Raw genomic sequence first — 20,293 nt, 5'->3', positions numbered from 1 at the left:
CCCAAAATACACTAAACTGAAAAGGTCGCCTAGTCAGGTGATCTTTTCAGTTTAGTGCCATTACAGAATCATAAATCTCATTTCAATAATTTCATTACATTCACAACTGAATCCCTGGACTTATCCAGCTGTTTCTTTTCATCTTCTGATAAATCCAGCTCGATGATCTTCTCAACACCATTTGTCCCTATCACTGCCGGTACACCAAGATAGATGTCACTGTAACCGTACTCTCCGTCCAGATACGCAATGGATGGAAGTACACGTTTTTTATCATGGAGGATGGCTTCAGCCATTTCCACTAAAGAGGCAGCGGGTGCGTAATAGGCAGAACCATTGCCCAACAGGTTTACAATCTCAGCTCCGCCTTTTCTTGTACGTTCGATGATTTCGTCTATCTTGGCTTTGTCCATCAGACTTTCCAATGGCACACCTCCAACCGAAGAATAGCGAATCAGAGGCACCATGTCGTCTCCGTGCCCCCCAAGGACAAATCCACGCACATCATTGACGGAAAGGTTCAGCTCTTCAGCTATAAACGTTCGGAAACGGGCAGTATCAAGTACTCCTGACTGTCCGATAACCCGGTTTTTTGGAAAACCGGACTCTTTATAGACAGCGTACGTCATGGCATCTACAGGATTGGTCAGCACAATGATTGTGCAGTCCGGTGAATGCTCGACTATTTCCCGTGTCACTGCTGTCATGACTTTCTGGTTAGTCTTGATGAGGTCGTCCCGGCTCATACCTGGCTTCCGTGCAATGCCTGCTGTAATAATGACTATGTCGGAATCTTTAGTGTCTGCATAATCACTTGTACCGGTAATATTTACATCGACTCCAAGAACTGGTGTCGCTTCCTGCATATCAAGTGCCTTGCCGCGTGTTGGATCTTCCGCTTGCGGAATATCGACAAGGACCACATCTGCAAGTGCTTTAGAAGCTGCGATAAAGGCAGTCGTAGCGCCGGTGAATCCGGCGCCTATGACTGATATTTTTTTTCTGTTCATGCTACTCCCCCTCTAAAGGTGGCTTCAACTACATATTTTTGACAAGTTCGTCTGCGAACTCGGAACATTTAACTTCTTTGGCGCCATCCATCAGGCGGGCGAAGTCATAAGTCACGACTTTAGATGCAATCGTCTTCTCGACAGCTTTTGTAACAAGGTCCGCAGCTTCCTGCCAGCCTATATGTTCAAGCATAAGAACGCCTGAGAGTATGACGGATGATGGGTTGACTTTGTCCATGCCGGCATACTTAGGTGCTGTTCCGTGCGTTGCTTCGAAGATTGCATGGCCTGTTTCATAGTTGATGTTTGCACCAGGAGCGATACCGATTCCACCAACTTGTGCCGCCAATGCATCAGAGATATAGTCTCCGTTTAGGTTCATTGTCGCTACAACACCGAAATCTTTTGGACGGAGAAGGATCTGCTGCAGGAAGATGTCGGCAATTGCATCTTTGATGATGATTTTGCCTTCTGCTTCCGCCTCTGATTGTGCTTTGTCGGCTGCTTCTCTTCCTTCTTCTTCAACAATCTTGTCGTACGCATTCCATGTGAAGACCTTATCTCCGAACTCACGTTCAGCAAGCGCATAGCCCCAAGCTTTGAATGCACCTTCAGTGAACTTCATGATATTACCTTTATGGACAAGAGTTACAGAAGGTCTATTGTTTTCAATTGCATAGTTGATGGCAGAACGCACCAATCTTTCAGTACCTTCTTTGGATACTGGTTTGATTCCGATTCCTGAAGTTTCTGGGAAGCGGATGTTTTTAGCGCCCATCTCATCTTGAAGGAAGTCGATTACCTTCTTCGCTTCATCAGTGCCTTCCTGGAATTCGATTCCTGCATAGATATCCTCTGTGTTTTCACGGAAGATAACCATGTCCGTCTCTTCAGGACGCTTCAATGGAGATGGTACACCTTCAAAATACCTTACCGGTCTGAGGCATGTAAACAGATCCAGCTCCTGTCTCAGCGCCACGTTCAGTGAGCGGATACCGCCACCGATTGGTGTAGTGAGCGGGCCTTTGATTGCAAGCAGGTATTCATTGATTGTATCCAAAGTTTCCTGTGGCAGCCATTCGCCGGTCTTGTCATACGCTTTTTGGCCTGCCAACACTTCTTTCCATTCAATCGCTTTTTCGCCGTCATATGCTTTTTCAACCGCTGCATCAAGTACTTTGTTTGCAGCTTTCCAGATATCAGGTCCGATGCCGTCACCTTCTATGAATGGGATGATTGGCTTATCGGGTACGTTCAGAATTCCGTTGTTTGTTGTGATTTTTTGACTCGACATAAATAAAATTCCTCCTGATTAATATTTTTGAAATTTTGTTTTAGCGCTTTTCGATTGCTTCATATTTCTTGCCGGTTTGTCCAACATATTCAGCTCTTGGTCTGATCAGACGGTTGTCTTCATACTGTTCCAGAATATGTGCAATCCATCCAGAAACGCGGCTGACGGCAAAGATTGGCGTGAATAGATCATGGTCAATCCCCATCGCATGATAGACCGAGGCGCTGAAAAAGTCAACGTTTGGCAGAAGTCCCTTTTCACGTTCTACAACTTCTGCGATCTTTATGGATTTTTCGTAGAGCTCAGGCTCTCCGATTTCCTCAGTCAACTGTCTGGACATCTCTTTCAAATATTTTGCACGTGGATCGCCGTCTTTATAGACACGGTGTCCCATCCCCATGATTTTCTCTTTATTTTCGAATTTCTCTTTCAAGTAGTCTTCTACAGCTTCAGGAGATTCTATCTCACCAAGCATCTTCATTACGCGTTCATTCGCTCCGCCATGAAGAGGTCCTTTGAGTGCACCAGCTGCAGCTGTTACGCCTGAATACATATCGGAAAGTGTCGCGACACATACGCGTGCCGTGAATGTTGACGCATTCAGTTCGTGGTCTGCATGAAGCACAAGGGCTTTATTCATTGCTTCGACTTCTGTACTGTTAGGCTCTTCGTCTTTCATCATATACAGAAGGTTTGCAGCGTAATTGAGTCCTTTTTTAGGTTTGACGACTTCTTTACCACTTCTTATCCTTGAGAATGCTGCAACGAGTGAGGCCACTTTAGCTTGGATACGGATGGCTTTTTCCTGATTCGCTTCATCACTCATGTCTTCAGCATTCTCATCGAAGTGTGACAGATATGACAATGCTGTACGCAAACCTGCCATTGGATGGATCTTATCCGCTGCATATTCCTCGAAATGAGTGTAGATTCTAGGATTGAGCGTCATATGATCAAATAATTTCGCCTGGAAATCATCAAGTTCAGTCTGGTTCGGCAATCTGTCGTTCCATAATAGGAATACGACTTCTTCAAATAGTGCATTTTCTGCAAGGTCATCGATTTCATAACCGCAATAAGTGAGCTGCGAACCAATGATGGAACTGATGCGTGATTCGGTTGCAACTATACCTTCTAAACCTTTTTTCTCAGACATATATCGATTCTCCTTCTAGTTAATTCTTAGTATAGCCAGTCGGCCTTATTGCCATTATATCAAATTAAAGAACTTTGTGAATAATACAGCATCATTTATCCCTTTGTGAAATTAATACCATTAACCTTCCAGAAGACGCCTATACTCACAATAAAAGCCTCAATTCAGCTGAATTGAGGCTTTTATAAGGGTCAGTTAATTATCTTATTGATGTACATAAGTTTATCTTATGATTAGTGTGTTGTCTCAGATGTATCAATACCTGTCACCGATTTAACCTTCACTTCGCGATACTTTTCATGTGATTCGGCTTTACCGAGGAAGGTTCCTAAGAAAGCACCTAAAAATCCGACTGGTACTGAGATTATTGCTGGATTCGTCAGAGGGAACAGGGGTTCCAATGCAATAAATGCATTGCCTGAAGGATCCATTACATTCGGGCTCATTATAACAAGTATAAGAGATACCGCAAGTCCCGTTATAATTCCAGTAATCGCCCCTTGCGTATTAAACCGCTTCCAAAAAATCGTATAGATGATGACTGGTAAGTTGGCGCTTGCTGCTACACAGAATGCCAAAGAAACCAGAAATGCGACATTTTGGTTTTGGGCGAAGATTGCCAGTATTATGGACAGGACACTTACACTGAAGGCCGCAATTTTAGCTGCGAGCATCTGCTGTTTATCTGTTATATTGCCCTTTTTGATCACTTGACCATAGATATCATGCGCAAATGCACTTGCCCCCGATAGCACAAGACCAGCTACTACTGCGAGGATTGTTGCGAATGCCACTGCCGACACGAATGACATGAGTAGATCGCCACCAAGCTTTTCTGCTAGCAATGGCGCAGCCATATTGCCTGCCGGGTTCGCTGCGATGATTTCCTCCCTCGTCAGCATCGCTGCAGCTCCAAATCCAAGGAATATCGTCAAGATGTAGAATATGCCGATGATCCAAGTTGCCCACATGACTGAGCTACGGGCTGTCTTAGCATCTTTAACTGTAAAAAATCTCATGAGGATATGCGGAAGGCCGGCCGTACCGAACAATAATGCGATAATGAGCGACACGTTATTCAGGGGAGATCCGCCTTGAGAGCCAGGATTCAAGAATGGGCCTTTAAGCTCCGGTGCCGTTATATTCTTCATTTCGCCGAACATGGTAAAAATATTGAAATTGAATTGCAGCAGTACGAGTACAGAGATGATGACTGTGCCAACCATCAACAAGATCGCCTTTACCATCTGTACCCAGCTTGTTGCAGTCATGCCACCGAACAATACATAAATGGTCATCATTATGCCGACTATGATGACAGCCACACTGTATGGTATATCAAACAGCAGTTGAATCAAGGCTCCCGCCCCTACAAGTTGAGCGAGCATATAGAAGATGACAATCGTAATGGAAGATAGCGCTGCGAAGGCGCGCACCTTCTTAAGCTCAAACCGTGCAGCAATCATATCAGCGACTGTGTACTTCCCGAGGTTTCTAAGCGGTTCTGCCACAACGTACAGTACAACGAGATAAGCTGTAAGATAACCCACACTGTAGAAAAATCCGTCAAACCCCCATAATGCAATCGCCCCTGCGATACCAAGGAATGAAGCAGCTGAAAGGTAATCTCCGGATATTGCGAGACCGTTTTGCCAACCGGTCAGCCCCCACCTGCTGTGTAGAAATCTTTAGTGGATTGAGTCCTTTTCGAAGCAAAATATGTAATCACTAACGTCAAACCAACAAATACAATGAACATGATGATTACGGTCAGATTCATTTATAGTTCCCCTCCCGATACTTTCTGATTATCTCATCCGCTTCCCTGTCGAATTCCTTGGCCTTCTTCATGTAGATCGTAACCAGCGTCCAGACCATTATGAAGAGAAAAATGCGTAGATCCAAGCCCATGAAATATTTCCGAATGCTTCGTTGCTAAGCAAATTGGTATAGCCTGTCAGTATCGGAAAGAGCAGTGTTGCGATGATGAAAAAGATGCTGATCGGTAAAATGAATCTGTTCCGCTTCTTGAGCAGTTCTTCAAATTCAGGTTGTGAAGCAATTAATGCGTAATCAATCTTTGCCATTTCTATTCCCCCTTATAGTCTACATTGTATTTATTTGACAGAAATATGTCAATTTTTCGACAACTATAATTGTTGTAATTATTCATCTTCTGGACTATTGGTGGTATAACAAATAAAAAAGTCAGCCGTGCATCCTTTAAATGATGCCCGGCTGACTTTCCCGTTTGAAATCCATTCGATTATTTCGCTACATTCCCTTTGGTTTTTCTATCACACTGATCTCTCCGATTTTATCCATTGTGATATTTGATGAAACATTAATGGTTTCATCATCCATTTCCATAGTAAGTGTCAATTCCGCACTTTCATATTGAAAATCGTCATTGAACTTCAGTAGGACAAGACCATTGATGTTATCCACCGCTTCAAGTGACGACTCCAGATCGTCGTTTATAAAGGGTTTTACGCCGGCTTCGCCTTCTACTTCATAGCGAATTTCATAACCTGATTCGAGCTGTTTGGCTGTGCCTTCTTTGAATGGTTCGAGCTGACTGATTAAATCTCCATAGCTGCTGCCTTCAATATTGCGCCCGTCATCCTGTCTTTCCACGTCGCCATTTTGATAGATGAAGTGTTCTCCTTCAAAGATGTAATGCGTCTTGATGTCCGTCCCATCATCAACTTCGATTTTAATTTCATCTTGCTTGCTCCTGGTGGTGATTGTACGGATCACATGCTGGCTTTCTTCTGTGGAAATTGTAGTCGTCTGCCGCTCTTCATAGCTGACGTCCTTACTTTCTTCAGATTGTGCATTTTTAATGATATCTGCTGCTGACATTTCTTCTTCCGACTCTTCAGACGTCTGTTGCTCTTCTGGAGCGGCCTCTGTCGATTCTTCACTCTGATCTGTATTTTCATCAGATGAGTCGTCCGCAGGCTCGCCGTTAGTGCACGCTGTTAAAAACAGGAGCATGATAAGTAACATTTTTTTCATATGTGCCACCTCATCTAATATTATACTGTGCAGCATCTGTGACTACAACATAAAAAGGCACTTTCAAAAAGTGCCTTTTGCTGGGTTATAGTACATTAGCATGTCCATCGAATATACAATTCTGTTCTGAGTCAACTGTGACGACTGCGCCCTCTTCCAATACTTCATAGGCGGCTGACGCCCCGACTATTGTCGGCAGATCAAGATTCAGGCCAACGATCGCCCCATGCGAGGTGAGTCCCCCTCGACTGTAACTAGACCTGCAGCCTCTTCAAGGTAAGGCGTCATATCTGCATCTACAGATTGGGTTACGATGATTTTCCCTTCCAGATCTTTATCTTTTAAGGCTTCCGCAGAGTCAACGAACATCACTTCACCAACGCTGCTTCTCCTGCCTATACCCTGAGCTCGGATCAACTTATCTCCGACGATGTGGAGCTTCATCAGATTCGTGGTGCCTGCTTCTCCTGCAGGAACCCCTGCTGTGATGATCAACAAATCTCCCTGTTCTGCAAACCCTTTTTCCATTGCTGCTGATACAGAGATGTTCAGAAGTTCATCAGTGTCCCGCTTCCCTTCCTTGATCACAGGGTGGACGCCCCATACAAGCTGTAGTTGTCTGGCTACATGATGGTGCGGAGTAACTGCCACGATTTCTGCATGGGGACGATATTTTGATATCATCCTTGCTGTATGCCCTGATTCTGTGGCAGCTACTATCGCACGGCAATTTAGGTTCAGTGCTGTGTGTGCGACCGACACCCCAATTGCCGTCACCAAGTTCGTCTGCAGCGACTTAGTCCGTGTAGAAAGTAATTTTTTGTAATCCTGTGCGTCTTCAGCCGAAACAGCGATGCTTGCCATTGTCTCGACAGCTTCCAGGGGATAATCCCCAGCAGCTGTTTCGCCGCTCAGCATTACAGCATCTGTACCATCATATATGGCATTCGCCACATCGCTGGCTTCTGCACGTGTGCAGCGTGGGTTATGCTGCATGGAATCAAGCATCTGGGTAGCGGTGATGACCGGTTTACCAAGGTAATTACATCTTCTGATCAGATCTTTTTGAACCATAGGTACTGATTCAGGTGGGATTTCAACACCCAAGTCTCCGCGCGCCACCATGAGTCCATCAGACACTTCGAGTATATCATCTATATTGTCGATACCTTCCTGGTTTTCGATCTTCGGGATGATTTCAATGTGCTCACTTGATTTTTCTTCAAGCAGCTTGCGTATTTCCAGAACATCGCTGTTCGTACGGATAAAGCTTGCTGCAATCAGATCGACACCTTCATCAATGCCAAAGATGATATCTTCCCGATCCTTCTCAGTGATGCCAGGCATTTTGACAGAGACGCCTGGCACATTGACACCCTTTTTATTTTTAAGGACGCCATCATTCAGGACGTGGCAATGGATTTCACCATTCTCCCGGTCGATGCTTTCAATTTTAAGTTCCATCAGACCGTCATCAAGAAGGATGCGATCTTTTTCATCCACGTCTTCAATGAGGCCAGAGTATGTGATGGAAATCTTTTCTGGCGTGCCCACTACTTCTTCCATCGACACTATGATACTCTGCCCTTTTGTCAGCTCAATTTCACCATTTTCCATGCTGTGGGTACGAATCTCAGGCCCTTTTGTATCGAGCAGAATACCTACTGTACGATCTAATTTGTCGGCAACTTTCCTGATGTTGTCTATTCTGGCACGATGTTCATCATGATCACCATGTGAAAAGTTCAATCGTGCAATATTCATGCCAGCTTCCATCAACTTTTCAAGCATTTCCGGTGATTCTGATGCAGGACCGATTGTACATACTATTTTAGTGTTACGCATAACTAGATTCCTCCTAAATGGATAGCTCTCTCGAAAGTCTGTACAGACCCTCATCTATCATATGACTTTCTTCGAACACTTTATCGAAACGGGTTGTGGAGAGTTTATTGTTCTCAGTGCCTACCGCCCTTCCATGTACACCATCCAAAAGAAGGTCAACAGCGAAAGCACCAAGTCGTGAAGCCAGCACCCGATCTTGACCGGTCGGTTTCCCTCCACGCTGCATATGGCCAAGCACACTCTCACGGGTGTCTACGTTTATATACTTATGCAATTCATCTGCGCATTGTGACGCACTCATGACACCCTCAGCTACAACAATGATCGAGTGTTTCTTACCACGGCTCATACCCGATTCGATTCGTTCTGCAACTTCTTTCATGTCAGAAGGTGATTCAGGAATGAGTATGGTCTCTGCGCCCCCGGCGACACCGGCCCAAAGCGCCAAGTCTCCAGCATCCCTGCCCATCACTTCTATAATGAAAGTGCGCTCATGGCTGGTTGCTGTATCTCTGATCCTGTCTACGGCATCGATTATGGTGTTTAAGGCAGTATCAAACCCTATGGTGTAGTCTGTGCCATTGATGTCATTATCGATGGTGCCTGGCACCCCTATGGTCTTGATGCCTTCTTCATCGAGTCGTTGTGCACCTCTGTAGGAACCATCTCCCCCTATGACCACAAGTGAGTCTATCCCTTTAGCTTTAAGGTTCTCGATGGCTTTTTGGCGGACAGCGGGTTCAATGAATTCCGGGCACCGGGCAGAGTAGAGCTTCGTCCCCCTCTTTGGATGATGTCACCGACATCCCCAAGCTCCAGCTTATGGATATTATCAGTGACGAGGCCCTGATAGCCCTGGAAAACACCATAGACTTCAACGCCTTCATATATACTCTTTCTGACGACGGCCCTTATGGCAGCATTCATGCCGGGCGCATCGCCTCCACTTGTAAGTACTCCAATTTTCCTCATGGGTTCCCTCCGTTAAAACAATCTCTTATTTTTAAAATAGCATAACTTATATCCCTTATCCATCATTAAGGTTGATGAAACCGTTTTATGAAACCAAAAAAATGAACAGCTTGAAATTAAAGCTGTTCATCATATATCCCGATATTCACATATTTATCGTAGCGGTCGGCTACCATCTCTTCGCGATCAAGTACAAGGAGCCCTTCGAGATGTTCTCTCAAGATTCCATCAAGATTCTCAAATACCTGATCCCTGTCGTTATGGGCACCACCTTGAGGTTCTTCTATCACCGCATCCGCTATGCCGAACGATTTCAGGTCGGCTGCTGTTATCTTCAATGATTCTGCAGCAATCTCCTTCAATGACGCATCTTTGAACAGGATGCTCGCAGCGCCTTCTGGTGAGATTACAGAATATGTCGCATTCTCCAGCATGATCAGGCGGTTGCATACCCCAAGTCCCAGCGCTCCACCTGAACCCCCTTCTCCGATGACGACGCTTATGACCGGTACATGGAGTCCTGCCATTTCGACAAGATTGCGTGCGATCGATTCACTCTGTCCCCGTTCTTCAGCGGCTTTACCTGGGTATGCACCTTTAGTATCGATAAAACAGATGATTGGGCGGTTGAATTTGTCGGCCTGCTTCATCAGGCGAAGCGCCTTACGGTATCCATCGGGGTGGGCCATGCCGAAGTTACGGTGGATGTTCCCTTTGTATCCCGGCCGCGTTGATGTCCGATGACCGTCACAGGGCGCCCTTTGTAGGAAGCAATACCTCCTACAATGGCAGGGTCATCATTATGTACGCGGTCACCATAGAACTCCGTAAATTCTTCAAACAAAGCTTCGATATAGTCGTAGGTGGTTGGACGTTTTATATATCTTGCAATCTCCACACGCTGCCAGGGAGTGAGGTTATCGTAAATTTCATTTTTTTTATCGTTGACCTTTTTCTCCAAAAAACTGACTTCCTTTGTGAGGTCCACTTTATTTTTTGCTGCATATTTTTCCAATTCTTCAATCTTCTCTTCCAATTCATAGATTGGTTTTTCAAAATCGAACATTCCCATCTACACCCCACTATGCAATTTCAGGATTCGTCCGAGATAATCTTTCATATCCCGTCTGTCTAAAACTTCGTCCAGCTGTCCATGTTTTAAAAGGAATTCAGCAGTCTGGAAATCATCCGGCAGTTTCTCCTTGATCGTTTCCTGGATGACGCGCCTGCCGGCAAACCCGATCAGTGCACCTTTTTCTGCCAAGTTTATGTCGCCGACTGAGGCGAAACTTGCAGATACCCCTCCTGTTGTAGGGTTGGTCATATAGGAGATGTAGAGCAGACCTGCATTATTGTGGCGCTCTATCGCCACACTGACTTTAGCCATCTGCATCAGCGAAATGATGCCCTCCTGCATACGTGCGCCTCCACTGGCTGTGAAGATGATGACAGGTAACCTGTGTTCTGTTGCATACCCGAAAGCACGGGCGAGTATTTCGCCGACTGCAGAACCCATGCTGCCCATCCTGAAGCGAGCATCCATGACGGCTACAACGGCGCGCTCTCCTTCGATGTTTCCATCTGCACATAACACCGCTTCATTCAGTCCCGTCTTTTCCTTATCCTTCGAAATCTTAGCTTCATAATTAGGGAAGTTTAATGGATTGGCAGATGTGATGTCCTGGAACAACAGATCGACTTCCCCTTCATCCATCAACGCTTCCAGACGGTCCTGTGCTGAAATAGGCAGATGATGGCTACAGTTGGCACATACATTAAGACGTTTATATAAGTCTTTTGAATATAATATCTTCTTGCAGCTTGGACATTTTGTCATGATGGATTCATTTTTTTCAAAAGTGCCATCATTACGGTCTGTTTCATTGACTTTTTTATTCAGTTTAGAGAACAAGTCTTTCAGCATATTAAACTCCCTGTTTTCTTTATTATTTGAATGCCTGTGAATATTTATCGAGCAGCACATAGATTTTCTTCATTATAATGTTGTCGTCTTCTAGTACATCAGCATTTCCATTCTTTTCACTGACATATCCTTCTATCATTTCTTTAATCTCTATGATTTCGTTCTGTTGACGTTCTGATTTGATGAGATATTTGCCGATTAGCTGAAACAGCTGATGGTTATCAATATCAGCAAGAAAGGTGCCCTCGCCCCGCTTCACATAAATGATGCCAAGCAGTTCAAGCGCTCTGAGTGCTTCTCTTACGCTTTGCCTGCTGACATTCAATTCATCTCTCAGATACCTCTCGCTGGGCAGCTTTCCACCTACTTGTATCTCTTCCTTTTCGATGACATTGTGGATCTCTTCAATAATGTTTTCCAAACCTTTTTTCTCAGTCATCTTATAGGATCACAGCGTCAAACTGCGTGCTTTCTGATAGATGTCTTCAGGATCGACTTTAATGCGGCTGACACCCGTCTGCATGGCCGCTTTCGCCACAGCCCTCGCTACACTTGGTGCAACTTCCTTATTGAAAGGTTCCGGGATGACGTTTTCGGCATGCAACTTATCTTCTTCGATCAGTTCCGCAATAGCAAGGACGGCAGCCTTTTTCATCTCGTCATTTATATGTGTCGCCCGAACATCAAGCGCACCCCTGAAGATGCCTGGGAAAGCAAGCACATTGTTGATTTGATTCGGAAAATCACTTCGTCCTGTACCGACTACAAGAGCTCCGGCAGCTTTCGCCTCATCAGGCATAATTTCAGGATTTGGATTGGCCATGGCAAAAATGATCGGATCTTCTGCCATTGTCTTGACCATCTCGGCAGTCAGGGCACCTTCCACAGAAACACCGATGAAGACATCCGCTCCTTCAATCACATCAGCCAGTTCGCCTTTTTTATGGTGGTGGTTGCTGAACTTGCTCACTTCGTGCTTGATGTCGTTCATCCCTGCTTCACGACCTTCAAAGATGGCGCCGCGGGAATCACACATGATCATTTCCTTTACACCAAAGCTGTGCAGAAGTTTTATGATCGCCACACCTGCTGCACCTGCTCCATTCAAGACAACTTTAATCTGGTTCAAAGATTTCCCGAGAGTTTAAGGGCGTTCATCAGACCGCTCAAGGTGACGATTGCCGTACCGTGTTGATCATCATGGAAAACAGGTATATCGGTCTCGCGTCCCAGACGTTCTTCAATTTCAAAACATCTAGGCGCTGAAATATCTTCTAGGTTGATACCGCCAAAAACCGGTGTCATCAGTTTGACCGTGTTCACGATTTCATCGACGTCATTGGTATTGAGTGCAATCGGAAAGGAGTCCACTCCAGCAAAGTTCTTAAAGAGTGCGCTCTTACCTTCCATTACAGGTAAACTTGCCATAGCGCCTATGTTCCCCAAGCCTAACACGGCGGAACCATCCGTAACGACGCCGACAGTATTACTCTTAATCGTATAATCGAATACTGTGCGTTCGTCTTCATATATTTCTTTACATGGTTCAGCCACGCCTGGTGAATATGCCAGGCTCAAGGCTTCCCTGTCTTTAATCTCCACTTTTGAATTTACTGCTAACTTTCCTTGGTTTTCCCTGTGCATCTCTAGTGCATCATCTCTCAAGGACATATAATCTCCCTTTCTTAGTGGTCATACCACCGCAATATAAATATAGTAACATTATCAGTTTTACATGACAACTTCTTTAATTCAATATACGTATATCGGCTACCTTAACCGCTTCCAATATACCATCAATACTCTCTTTTCCCATTTTGCCAATTATCTTCTTCTTGTCAAAATCTTTAATCGGTATGCCCGATTCACCCATGAAACCAGTCAGATTGTAAGCATGGGCATTGCGGATGACAATCTGTTTTGCCCGCTCATAGTATATCTTTTTGAAAGCCTCTACGGTTTCCAGTGAGTCGACGATGAGTTGTTGACGTGATCTGCGCGTTTCTACCCTTCCCTCCACGACAGCAATCTGTCTCGTCAAATTCCGATGGACATTGAAATAGACCTTCGGGAAAACGACTCCCTCCATTTCATGAAGCCCATCGGTGAGTTTGACGAACGCCATATTCTGTCCATTTTTCGTCCGGATTACTTTAATGTCGTCCAAAAAGACGAGATAGATCCCCTTACTTTGATTGAGAAGGTTGAACGGGATGAATTGGAGTGATTTCCTCAGTGCTATGACGGGATGATCGGAGAGGTAGAATCCGAACACATCCTTCTCTCCCTCCACCTTCTCCATGTCATTCATTTCAGCAGCGTGGTGGTACTCTTTCTTTATATTGAAGCCCAGTGTACTGAGGAACGAATCATGAGCATATTCTTCGGCATTCAATTCATCAAGCATGGGGAGCGTATTGAGGAGCGTTTTTCTATTCTCCTCAAAGACATCCAAAGCACCCGACTGGACGAGCCGCGTGAGCACTTTCCTATCCAGGTTGACATCCTGCACTCTAGTCTTCAAATCATATATATCACTGAATGGGCCGTTTTCACGCTCTTTTATAATTGCCTCGGCATGACGGTAAGTGACGCCTTTAATCATCGAGAAACCGAGTTCTATGCCTTCATCGCTTCTGTTATTCCATAGGGAACTGTTGATGTTCGGAAGGTATAACGGAATTCTACGCCGCTTGATCTCACTTACGGTCTGGTTGACCTTATGTTCATTGCCGAAATGATGGGTGAGTATAACTGAATAGAACACTTCGGGATAGTGGGTTTTGATGTAGGCAAGGATGTAGGATATCCGACTGTAGGCCACCGCGTGGCTTTTCGGGAATCCGTAGTCGGCGAACTCCAAGATCAGGTTGAAGATATGATGGCCCACCTGACTCGCGTACCCCTTACTTTCTGCCCCTTCTCAAAGCGACCCCTTTCATGTTCAAGCGTCTCCCTATCCTTTTTACTCATTGCGCGCCTCAATATATCCGCCTCCGCATAGCTGTAGCCTGCAATCCTTGAAGCGATCTGCATGATCTGTTCCTGATAGACGATGACGCCATATGTCTCTTTGAGTATATCTTCAATGTCTTCATGCGGATATCTGACTGCGTCTGGTTTCTGCTTCCCGGCGATGAAATTCGGAATTTCCTTCATCGGCCCCGGCCGGTACAAAGCGATTACTGCGACAAGGTCAAGAAAGCCCTCAGGCTGCATTTCCCTGATTACTTTGCTTATGCCATCCGATTCCAGCTGGAAGATGCCGATGGTCATCCCCTTACCAAGCAGCCGATAGACTGCCGGATCATCATCCGGAATTTCATCCAAGTTGAATGATATTCCGGATTTTTGTATTTTATTGACCATAAACTTCAGCAACGTCAGATTTCTCAACCCCAGAACATCTATCTTCAGCAGTCCTGAAGGCTCCACCTCATTCATCGTCCACTGACTCAAAGTGTGTCCGTCACTGAAGGTCACCGGGATATTTTCGGTAAGGCGTTCTGCACTGAGCAGTATGCCGGCAGCATGGGTGGATGTATGCCGCGGCAATCCTTCAATCCTTTTACACAGGCTCGCATATGTATCATACTTGGAATCCGCTTCTGAAAGCGACCGGAACGCATCTTTCTGAAAAGCCTCCTGGAGTTTCGCCCAGGGGTTTCTGGAATAAGTCCTGAAATCATTTTCAGTTCATCCTCTTTAAAACCGAGCACCCTGCCCACATCACGCGCTGCCATCTTGGCGCTCAACGTTCCATACGTGACTATATGCGCCACATTCATCGTACCGTACTTCTCAATCAGATAATCGACTACCTCGTCACGTCTGGCATCCTCAAAATCAATATCGATATCAGGCATCGTCACACGTGCAGGGTTGAGGAAGCGTTCGAATAGCAGATTATACTGAAGCGGGTCGACTTCAGTAATGTTCAGCAGGTAGGATACAAGGCTTGCACTTGAGGAACCCCGTCCTGGTCCTACATAAATCCCATTCCGTTTTGCATGGTTGATTGCATCCTGCACAATCAAAAAATAGTCTTCATATCCCATATCCACGATGACACCATATTCATACTCGAGCCGTTTTCTATAGGCTATTCCACCATCCGTCTTGGATTCAAGCTGTTTTTGCAGCATGTGCCATAGAAAGGATTTTGAATCTTCATTCTGGGGATGGGGAAATGTGGCAAAGTCCGTTCCGTCCTTGGTATTTCGACATTGCACTTCTCTACGAGGCGTTGATTGTTTTCAAGGTGGGAAGCTTCAATCTCAGTGAGATCCGAAAACACCTTGATATGATCGGGCCCCGTGGCGTTATGCATGGAGGCCGTATCCAACTTCTCATTATCCCGTATTGCGTTCAATGTAACCCGTACCGGCAGGTCTTCAGGCTTCATGTAGTGGGCCGGATTGATGAAGACCGTCCTATACTCCGGATGTGACAGGTGGTGGGATATGTATTTATCCTCAGGTTTTATGGCCATGCCATCCAAAAGTGGGATGCCTTGCCCATTCTTTGCGATTGCTACACACGATTGGATATTGTTATTGAGGTATTGGACCGGTGTGAATTCCAGGTTCTTATAGGAAAGCATGGCGGAAAGGCGGATCAGTTCCTTATAGCCTCTAATATCTTTAGCGATGAGTACCAACGGGATGCCCGACATCTGATCATCCGCAGAAATCTCCATCCCGATCAAGGGTTTAATGCCAGACTTCGACGCATGGGTATAGAACTCATATACACCATGTAGACGATTGAAATCAGTAAGTGCAACTGCCTTTTGGCCGTCTCTGAAATTTTATCAAGAAGCGGGCCGATCTTGATATTGCTGTCCAGAAATTCGTAGCAGCTATGCACATTTAAATTGATCATTCGGCAAAACCCTTTCTACAGTTTACTCTCCAACGCTTTGATCAGTTCCTGGACTTCTTCCTTCTCCTTCAATGTGATTCCACTTGCGAGAGGGTGCCCGCCTCCCCGAACCGTTCTGCCACGTCGTTGATGACGGTGTCCTTGGCACGTAATCTTACGCGGATCTCATCATTTTCCTCGATGGCCATAAACCATATTTTGGCTTCATCGATTTCACGGTAGATGTTGACATGCATACTCGCCTCGTTACTTGATAAACCGTACTTTTCCAATGTAGGTTCGTCTATGTAAATAGACAGTACACCTTTATCGGTGATTTTGAATGCCTCGATAAGATGACCTTTGAACTTGAATTGTTCCAGGCTCTGCTTATTCATTTCATTCATGTCCTTGGCGGCTTCAAAATTGAACCGTTTAAGTTCGGCTGCGACCTTATGGGTCAATTCTGTAGTGTTATTGAAAAGAAATCTGCCGGTATCACCAACGATTCCGGCAAACAGGAGACGTGCCGACTCATCATTGATATAGTCGTTGTCGAATCCCCATGCCGAGGCCAGCAGAAAAATGAGTTCGGAAGTGGATGACACACCCGTTTCAACGATATTGATCGTGCCATAAGGATTGTGGTTTGGATGATGGTCTATCTTGATCACTTCAGCACCCATGGATACATCCCCATCAATCCGATCAGTGTTGGCCGTATCCACTACAATGACAAGTGGCTGATCCACGGCCACGGCAGTGTCCATTTCCCCGAGAAAAGAAAGGGAAGGTTCAGTCTCGCCGAGAGCCGCCACTTTCTTATTGGGGAACATATGCTGGATGATGGATTTCAACCCAAGTTGGGCGCCTATCGCATCAGGATCCGGTCTCACATGCCTCAATATGATGATTTCGTCATAGGTGTTGATCTTGTTTATCAACGCCTTATAGTTGTCCTTTAGAGTCGGGTATCCATTTATATATTCTGTGAACAATTCTCATTCTCCCTTATTTGGATTTACTTGTTTCGTATAATAAATTATACTACATATTGGAATGGAGTTGTAACGATGGAAACATCCTATCAGATTGCAGTATCCTTTCTGGTCACGCTGCTGCTCCTGAGCTTTTTTATGTTCCTGCTCTATAAGGTCAGGAAGATCAGGACGGAACGGGACGTCAGAAAGGCGTATTTCAACAGCATATCGAGAATCTGGCTCGGGTTGTTGATCGCTGTCTTCGGCCTTAATACAATCATACAATTTTCGTCGGCAGTATCATATATAGTCGGTAGCCTGTTCATCATCATCGGCCTCTACAATGTATGGCACTTCAATGCTGCACGAAAATACTTCAAAGGAAATCTCCCCATAGAGGAGAAGGCTTGGCGGAGTTCAATCGTAAATCTGGGCATAATGGAAAATAGACAAGTGAGTTCACTTGTCTATTTTTCTTTATAATGCTGAATCAGCAGCACGGCTTTCATGTGAATCTCTCCATTTGCCCTAGCGATGACTTCCATCCTAAGGAACTGCTCCCCAGCATCAAGGACTTCTCCTTCTATCACAAGTTCCTGGTTCAATTGCATCAGCTTCATATTCATGATGTTCATCGTATCTATGTGATAGCTTTCTATATTCCTCTCCTTGAGCATCGCATCTATCAGACGCTCCATAAGTCTGATGAACTCGGACTGTACCATACTGCCATGTTCATCAGTCAAGAACGGCATGACTTTAATATGGAGTCTATTGTCATCTATATGCACATTTCTGCCGATGTCTGGTTCTGCTGAGGACAGACCTTCAGGTTTCTGCAGCTCCCTTTGCTTGAATACATCCCTCCTATCTACAACCCCGAGCCATCTGCCATCCTCGTCAATAATCGGGATGATGTTGAGGTGGTGCCAACTCATAGCTTGACGTAGGCGCTGGATTGTACTCTGTGGTCTTGCTGAGGCATCGAATACTAGGCCTTCCGGTCCATCCTCCCTCAATTTCATGAGGTCTTTAGAACGGATGAGGCCCAGATAAAATCCTTCCTCTAAAATAATCGTTACCTTATCTGCCGGATAAAAGTCCTTCCCAAAATCATTTTTAATATCATACACATATTCCTCCTGACGCACCAGAAGGTCGGCAGCAGTAATGACATTGGTCGTCATGAACCTGTTGTACAATTCACGCTGTATGGCCGACGCAACAGTAAATGTGTCAGAAGTCGTCGACAGGACAGGGAGCTTGAATGCGTCCGCCCGCTCCAATATTTTCGGATCGGCACCAAACCCCCCAGTAATCAGAATACCCGAATGGTTTTCCAATGCTTTCCGCTGGGCATCTTCACGATTTCCCACGATGAGGAGCGCACCTTCCTCGAGGTATGTCTCGAGGGCTTCGGTACGCATCGCACCTATGATGAATCTGCTGATTTCTCCATCAAGCCCTTCCGAACCAGCCAGGACGGTACCTTCAATCACCCGATTCACCTGTTCAAAACTCAGTTTCCCTTCTATGTATTCCTCTTTCGGCGCAACCCTTATCGTGCCCACGCGCTCTATGGTCTTTACAAGACCTTCTTTTTCAGCATCTTTAATTGCCCTATAACTGGTGCCGTCTGAAACACCCAAATAGGCAGATACTCGCCGCACGGAAATTTTGGCACCTTCCGGCAGGCGATATATATAATCTATGATTTCATCATGTTTTGACATTCTTTACCTCCACTGCCTGCTTTATAAAAAAGGGGCAGAAGCCTGCCCCTGACGCGCCATTACATCTAAAATTTATGACTTGAACGCTACAGCTTGACCTGCTGCCAGTGTCTGGCAATCTCCTTCCACTTTATCTGCAAATGCCTGCGCGTCCTGCTTGATTGGCGGGAATGTATTGTAGTGAACGGGAACTGTGACGTCTGGTTTGATGAATTCATTTACTGCATGGGAAGCATCATCGATGCCCATTGTAAAATGGTCGCCGATTGGAACAAAGGCAACATCGAACGGGCCATTGAGTTCCGTGATGAGTTTCATGTCGCCGAATATCCCGGTATCCCCAAGATGATAGATTTTTTTGCCGCCTGCTTCAATAATGATGCCTGTCGGCATGCCTGTATATATTGCATTTCCATTTTCCTCTGTAAAGCTGGAGCTGTGGAATGCATGGACATATTTGACTGTTCCAAATTCAAATGATTTTTTACCGCCAATATTCATCCCAATAGCTTCCACACCTTGCCCTGACAGATAATCCGCCAACTCTACAGGGGCAACCACGGTCGCGTTATTGGCTTTGGCAATCTCCACAGTATCACCGACGTGGTCATTATGCCCATGGGTCAATACGATGTAGTCAACTTTTACATCCTCAACTTTCAGATCCGTCAATTCATTGCCGTTAATGAATGGATCGACAATCATTTTAGAACCTTCATTTTCAAGTTGGATGATTGAATGTCCATGATAACTGAGTTCCATAATCCTATTCCTCCTAAATGAATATCATATGATTTCACTATACCCTAAAACCGCGGCAACCATTCATATTTATGATACAATTTTCATGAGGTGAATCAAATGAAGACAATTAGGCGCAACCATACATTATCTGAAAATCATCTCTCTGAAATCATTGCCAGAGATGATTTCGACATACCCAATCTCGCATTGCTTCCGATGAAGAGGGCCCTTCATCCCGAAACGGAATATTTCGTTTCCCTGAACCATATGGAGGAACATGATCCTTTCCTTCTACAGAACCTCGTCATAGAAAGCATCCGCATGATAGAAGGAGCTGATGGTTTCGTTACTGATCAGATCTTCACAAATGATCATCATCACATCAATCATAGATTTCTTGATGAAATATCCATACAGACGGGTGAGCGGCACCTTATAATAGGGCCGAGTTTCAGCCGTGTGCCATCTTTTCTGCAAAGTCGCCTATTGGATGAGCTGGTAGACGCTGATGTTTCAGGAATCATGTTCGATGTGAGAGGCATAGACATCGATGACTTTGCTGCATTGCAGCCACTTGCGAAACTTAAGATCCATGCAAAGAAACGGATCGCCATCATTCCTGTGGTGAAGGATGAACACCAGCGGAATGCTTTAGTCGACACCATCCCTTTTGATGTCGTCTGCATTGCAGGCTGAAACCATAAGAAGATAAAGGTTGCCCGGACACGGTAAAAAAATCCTCCGCCATTTT

The 20,293-nt window shown here is 45.2% G+C and carries 15 protein-coding genes and 7 pseudogenes; 2 read left to right on the top strand and 20 right to left on the bottom strand.

The window, feature by feature from the left end:
- Positions 1–77: 77 nt before the first annotated feature.
- The 18 genes and pseudogenes from mdh to ACYF68_RS06835 form a co-directional block, all read right to left on the bottom strand.
- The gene (gene mdh / locus ACYF68_RS06920; RefSeq protein WP_461046013.1) at positions 78–1,010 is read right to left on the bottom strand and encodes a malate dehydrogenase; all 933 of its coding nucleotides are present in this window, start codon (positions 1,008–1,010) and stop codon (positions 78–80) included.
- Between the two features lie 28 nt (positions 1,011–1,038).
- The gene (icd, locus tag ACYF68_RS06915) at positions 1,039–2,304 is read right to left on the bottom strand and encodes an NADP-dependent isocitrate dehydrogenase (RefSeq protein ID WP_461046011.1); all 1,266 of its coding nucleotides are present in this window, start codon (positions 2,302–2,304) and stop codon (positions 1,039–1,041) included.
- A 40-nt stretch (positions 2,305–2,344) separates the two neighbouring features.
- Entirely contained in the window at positions 2,345–3,460 is a 1,116-nt protein-coding gene (locus ACYF68_RS06910; RefSeq protein WP_461046009.1) for a citrate synthase, read from the bottom strand.
- Positions 3,461–3,693: 233 nt separating this feature from the next.
- Positions 3,694–5,240, bottom strand: a pseudogene (locus ACYF68_RS06905) (solute symporter family protein).
- 97 nt (positions 5,241–5,337) lie between these two features.
- A complete protein-coding gene (locus ACYF68_RS06900; RefSeq protein ID WP_461046007.1) occupies positions 5,338–5,547 on the bottom strand; it encodes a DUF485 domain-containing protein in 210 nt (69 codons plus the stop codon).
- A gap of 187 nt (positions 5,548–5,734) precedes the next feature.
- Positions 5,735–6,481, bottom strand: coding sequence for a hypothetical protein (locus ACYF68_RS06895; RefSeq protein WP_461046005.1), 747 nt, complete (start codon positions 6,479–6,481; stop codon positions 5,735–5,737).
- A gap of 85 nt (positions 6,482–6,566) precedes the next feature.
- Positions 6,567–8,326, bottom strand: a pseudogene (gene pyk, locus ACYF68_RS06890) (pyruvate kinase).
- 13 nt (positions 8,327–8,339) lie between these two features.
- Positions 8,340–9,298, bottom strand: a pseudogene (pfkA, locus tag ACYF68_RS06885) (6-phosphofructokinase).
- A gap of 116 nt (positions 9,299–9,414) precedes the next feature.
- Positions 9,415–10,370 (bottom strand): annotated as a pseudogene (locus ACYF68_RS06880) (acetyl-CoA carboxylase carboxyltransferase subunit alpha).
- The gene (gene accD, locus ACYF68_RS06875) at positions 10,371–11,222 is read right to left on the bottom strand and encodes an acetyl-CoA carboxylase, carboxyltransferase subunit beta (protein ID WP_461046003.1); all 852 of its coding nucleotides are present in this window, start codon (positions 11,220–11,222) and stop codon (positions 10,371–10,373) included.
- A 22-nt stretch (positions 11,223–11,244) separates the two neighbouring features.
- Positions 11,245–11,661: a FadR/GntR family transcriptional regulator gene (locus ACYF68_RS06870; protein ID WP_380569368.1), complete on the bottom strand. Its 417-nt coding sequence runs from the start codon at positions 11,659–11,661 to the stop codon at positions 11,245–11,247.
- A gap of 9 nt (positions 11,662–11,670) precedes the next feature.
- A pseudogene (gene ystJ, locus ACYF68_RS06865) lies at positions 11,671–12,893 on the bottom strand (NADP-dependent malic enzyme).
- A 76-nt stretch (positions 12,894–12,969) separates the two neighbouring features.
- On the bottom strand, positions 12,970–14,112 hold the full coding sequence (locus tag ACYF68_RS06860) for a helix-hairpin-helix domain-containing protein (RefSeq protein WP_461046001.1): 1,143 nt from the start codon (positions 14,110–14,112) through the stop codon (positions 12,970–12,972).
- A pseudogene (locus ACYF68_RS06855) lies at positions 14,088–14,819 on the bottom strand (DNA polymerase III subunit alpha); the annotation flags it as partial. The pseudogene ACYF68_RS06855 and the gene ACYF68_RS06860, both read right to left, overlap by 25 nt.
- Positions 14,702–15,367, bottom strand: coding sequence for a hypothetical protein (locus ACYF68_RS06850; protein ID WP_461045999.1), 666 nt, complete (start codon positions 15,365–15,367; stop codon positions 14,702–14,704). The pseudogene ACYF68_RS06855 and the gene ACYF68_RS06850, both read right to left, overlap by 118 nt.
- A pseudogene (locus ACYF68_RS06845) lies at positions 15,325–15,963 on the bottom strand (PHP domain-containing protein); the annotation flags it as partial. The pseudogene ACYF68_RS06845 and the gene ACYF68_RS06850, both read right to left, overlap by 43 nt.
- Positions 15,964–16,121: 158 nt before the next feature.
- Positions 16,122–16,184: a hypothetical protein gene (locus ACYF68_RS06840; protein WP_461047519.1), complete on the bottom strand. Its 63-nt coding sequence runs from the start codon at positions 16,182–16,184 to the stop codon at positions 16,122–16,124.
- Positions 16,175–17,083, bottom strand: coding sequence for a DHH family phosphoesterase (locus ACYF68_RS06835; RefSeq protein WP_461045997.1), 909 nt, complete (start codon positions 17,081–17,083; stop codon positions 16,175–16,177). Before ACYF68_RS06835 ends, ACYF68_RS06840 begins: the two co-directional genes overlap by 10 nt.
- A gap of 75 nt (positions 17,084–17,158) precedes the next feature.
- On the opposite strand from ACYF68_RS06835, the gene ACYF68_RS06830 reads away from it, so the two are divergent.
- A complete protein-coding gene (locus ACYF68_RS06830; protein ID WP_461045995.1) occupies positions 17,159–17,548 on the top strand; it encodes a YtpI family protein in 390 nt (129 codons plus the stop codon).
- Here the strand turns inward: ACYF68_RS06830 and ACYF68_RS06825 are convergent.
- Both ACYF68_RS06825 and ACYF68_RS06820 read right to left on the bottom strand, forming a co-directional pair.
- Complete coding sequence (locus ACYF68_RS06825) at positions 17,533–18,798, bottom strand: DRTGG domain-containing protein (protein WP_461045994.1); 1,266 nt, start codon at positions 18,796–18,798, stop codon at positions 17,533–17,535. The genes ACYF68_RS06830 and ACYF68_RS06825 overlap by 16 nt on opposite strands.
- Positions 18,799–18,870: 72 nt before the next feature.
- Complete coding sequence (locus tag ACYF68_RS06820; RefSeq protein ID WP_461045993.1) at positions 18,871–19,560, bottom strand: metal-dependent hydrolase; 690 nt, start codon at positions 19,558–19,560, stop codon at positions 18,871–18,873.
- 99 nt (positions 19,561–19,659) lie between these two features.
- Here ACYF68_RS06820 and ACYF68_RS06815 point away from each other — a divergent pair, with 99 nt between their 5' ends.
- Positions 19,660–20,238, top strand: coding sequence for a hypothetical protein (locus ACYF68_RS06815; protein ID WP_461045991.1), 579 nt, complete (start codon positions 19,660–19,662; stop codon positions 20,236–20,238).
- The last annotated feature ends 55 nt before the right edge of the window (positions 20,239–20,293 follow it).

It is taken from the genome of Salinicoccus sp. CNSTN-B1, assembly GCF_054792835.1.
The sequence above is the reverse complement of the archived record's forward strand: the minus strand, read 5'-3'. Positions and strand labels throughout refer to the sequence as shown.

Bases quoted from the DNA above. Each gene is read 5' to 3' on its own strand.
- ACYF68_RS06830 (WP_461045995.1), top strand. From the start codon at position 17,159: ATGGAAACATCCTATCAGATTGCAGTATCCTTTCTGGTCACGCTGCTG.
- ACYF68_RS06870 (WP_380569368.1), bottom strand. From the start codon at position 11,661: ATGACTGAGAAAAAAGGTTTGGAAAACATTATTGAAGAGATCCACAAT.
- ACYF68_RS06825 (WP_461045994.1), bottom strand. From the start codon at position 18,798: ATGTCAAAACATGATGAAATCATAGATTATATATATCGCCTGCCGGAA.
- ACYF68_RS06850 (WP_461045999.1), bottom strand. From the start codon at position 15,367: ATGCTGCAAAAACAGCTTGAATCCAAGACGGATGGTGGAATAGCCTAT.
- ACYF68_RS06895 (WP_461046005.1), bottom strand. From the start codon at position 6,481: ATGAAAAAAATGTTACTTATCATGCTCCTGTTTTTAACAGCGTGCACT.
- ACYF68_RS06815 (WP_461045991.1), top strand. From the start codon at position 19,660: ATGAAGACAATTAGGCGCAACCATACATTATCTGAAAATCATCTCTCT.
- ACYF68_RS06910 (WP_461046009.1), bottom strand. From the start codon at position 3,460: ATGTCTGAGAAAAAAGGTTTAGAAGGTATAGTTGCAACCGAATCACGC.
- accD (WP_461046003.1), bottom strand. From the start codon at position 11,222: ATGCTGAAAGACTTGTTCTCTAAACTGAATAAAAAAGTCAATGAAACA.
- icd (WP_461046011.1), bottom strand. From the start codon at position 2,304: ATGTCGAGTCAAAAAATCACAACAAACAACGGAATTCTGAACGTACCC.
- ACYF68_RS06820 (WP_461045993.1), bottom strand. From the start codon at position 19,560: ATGGAACTCAGTTATCATGGACATTCAATCATCCAACTTGAAAATGAA.
- mdh (WP_461046013.1), bottom strand. From the start codon at position 1,010: ATGAACAGAAAAAAAATATCAGTCATAGGCGCCGGATTCACCGGCGCT.
- ACYF68_RS06900 (WP_461046007.1), bottom strand. From the start codon at position 5,547: ATGGCAAAGATTGATTACGCATTAATTGCTTCACAACCTGAATTTGAA.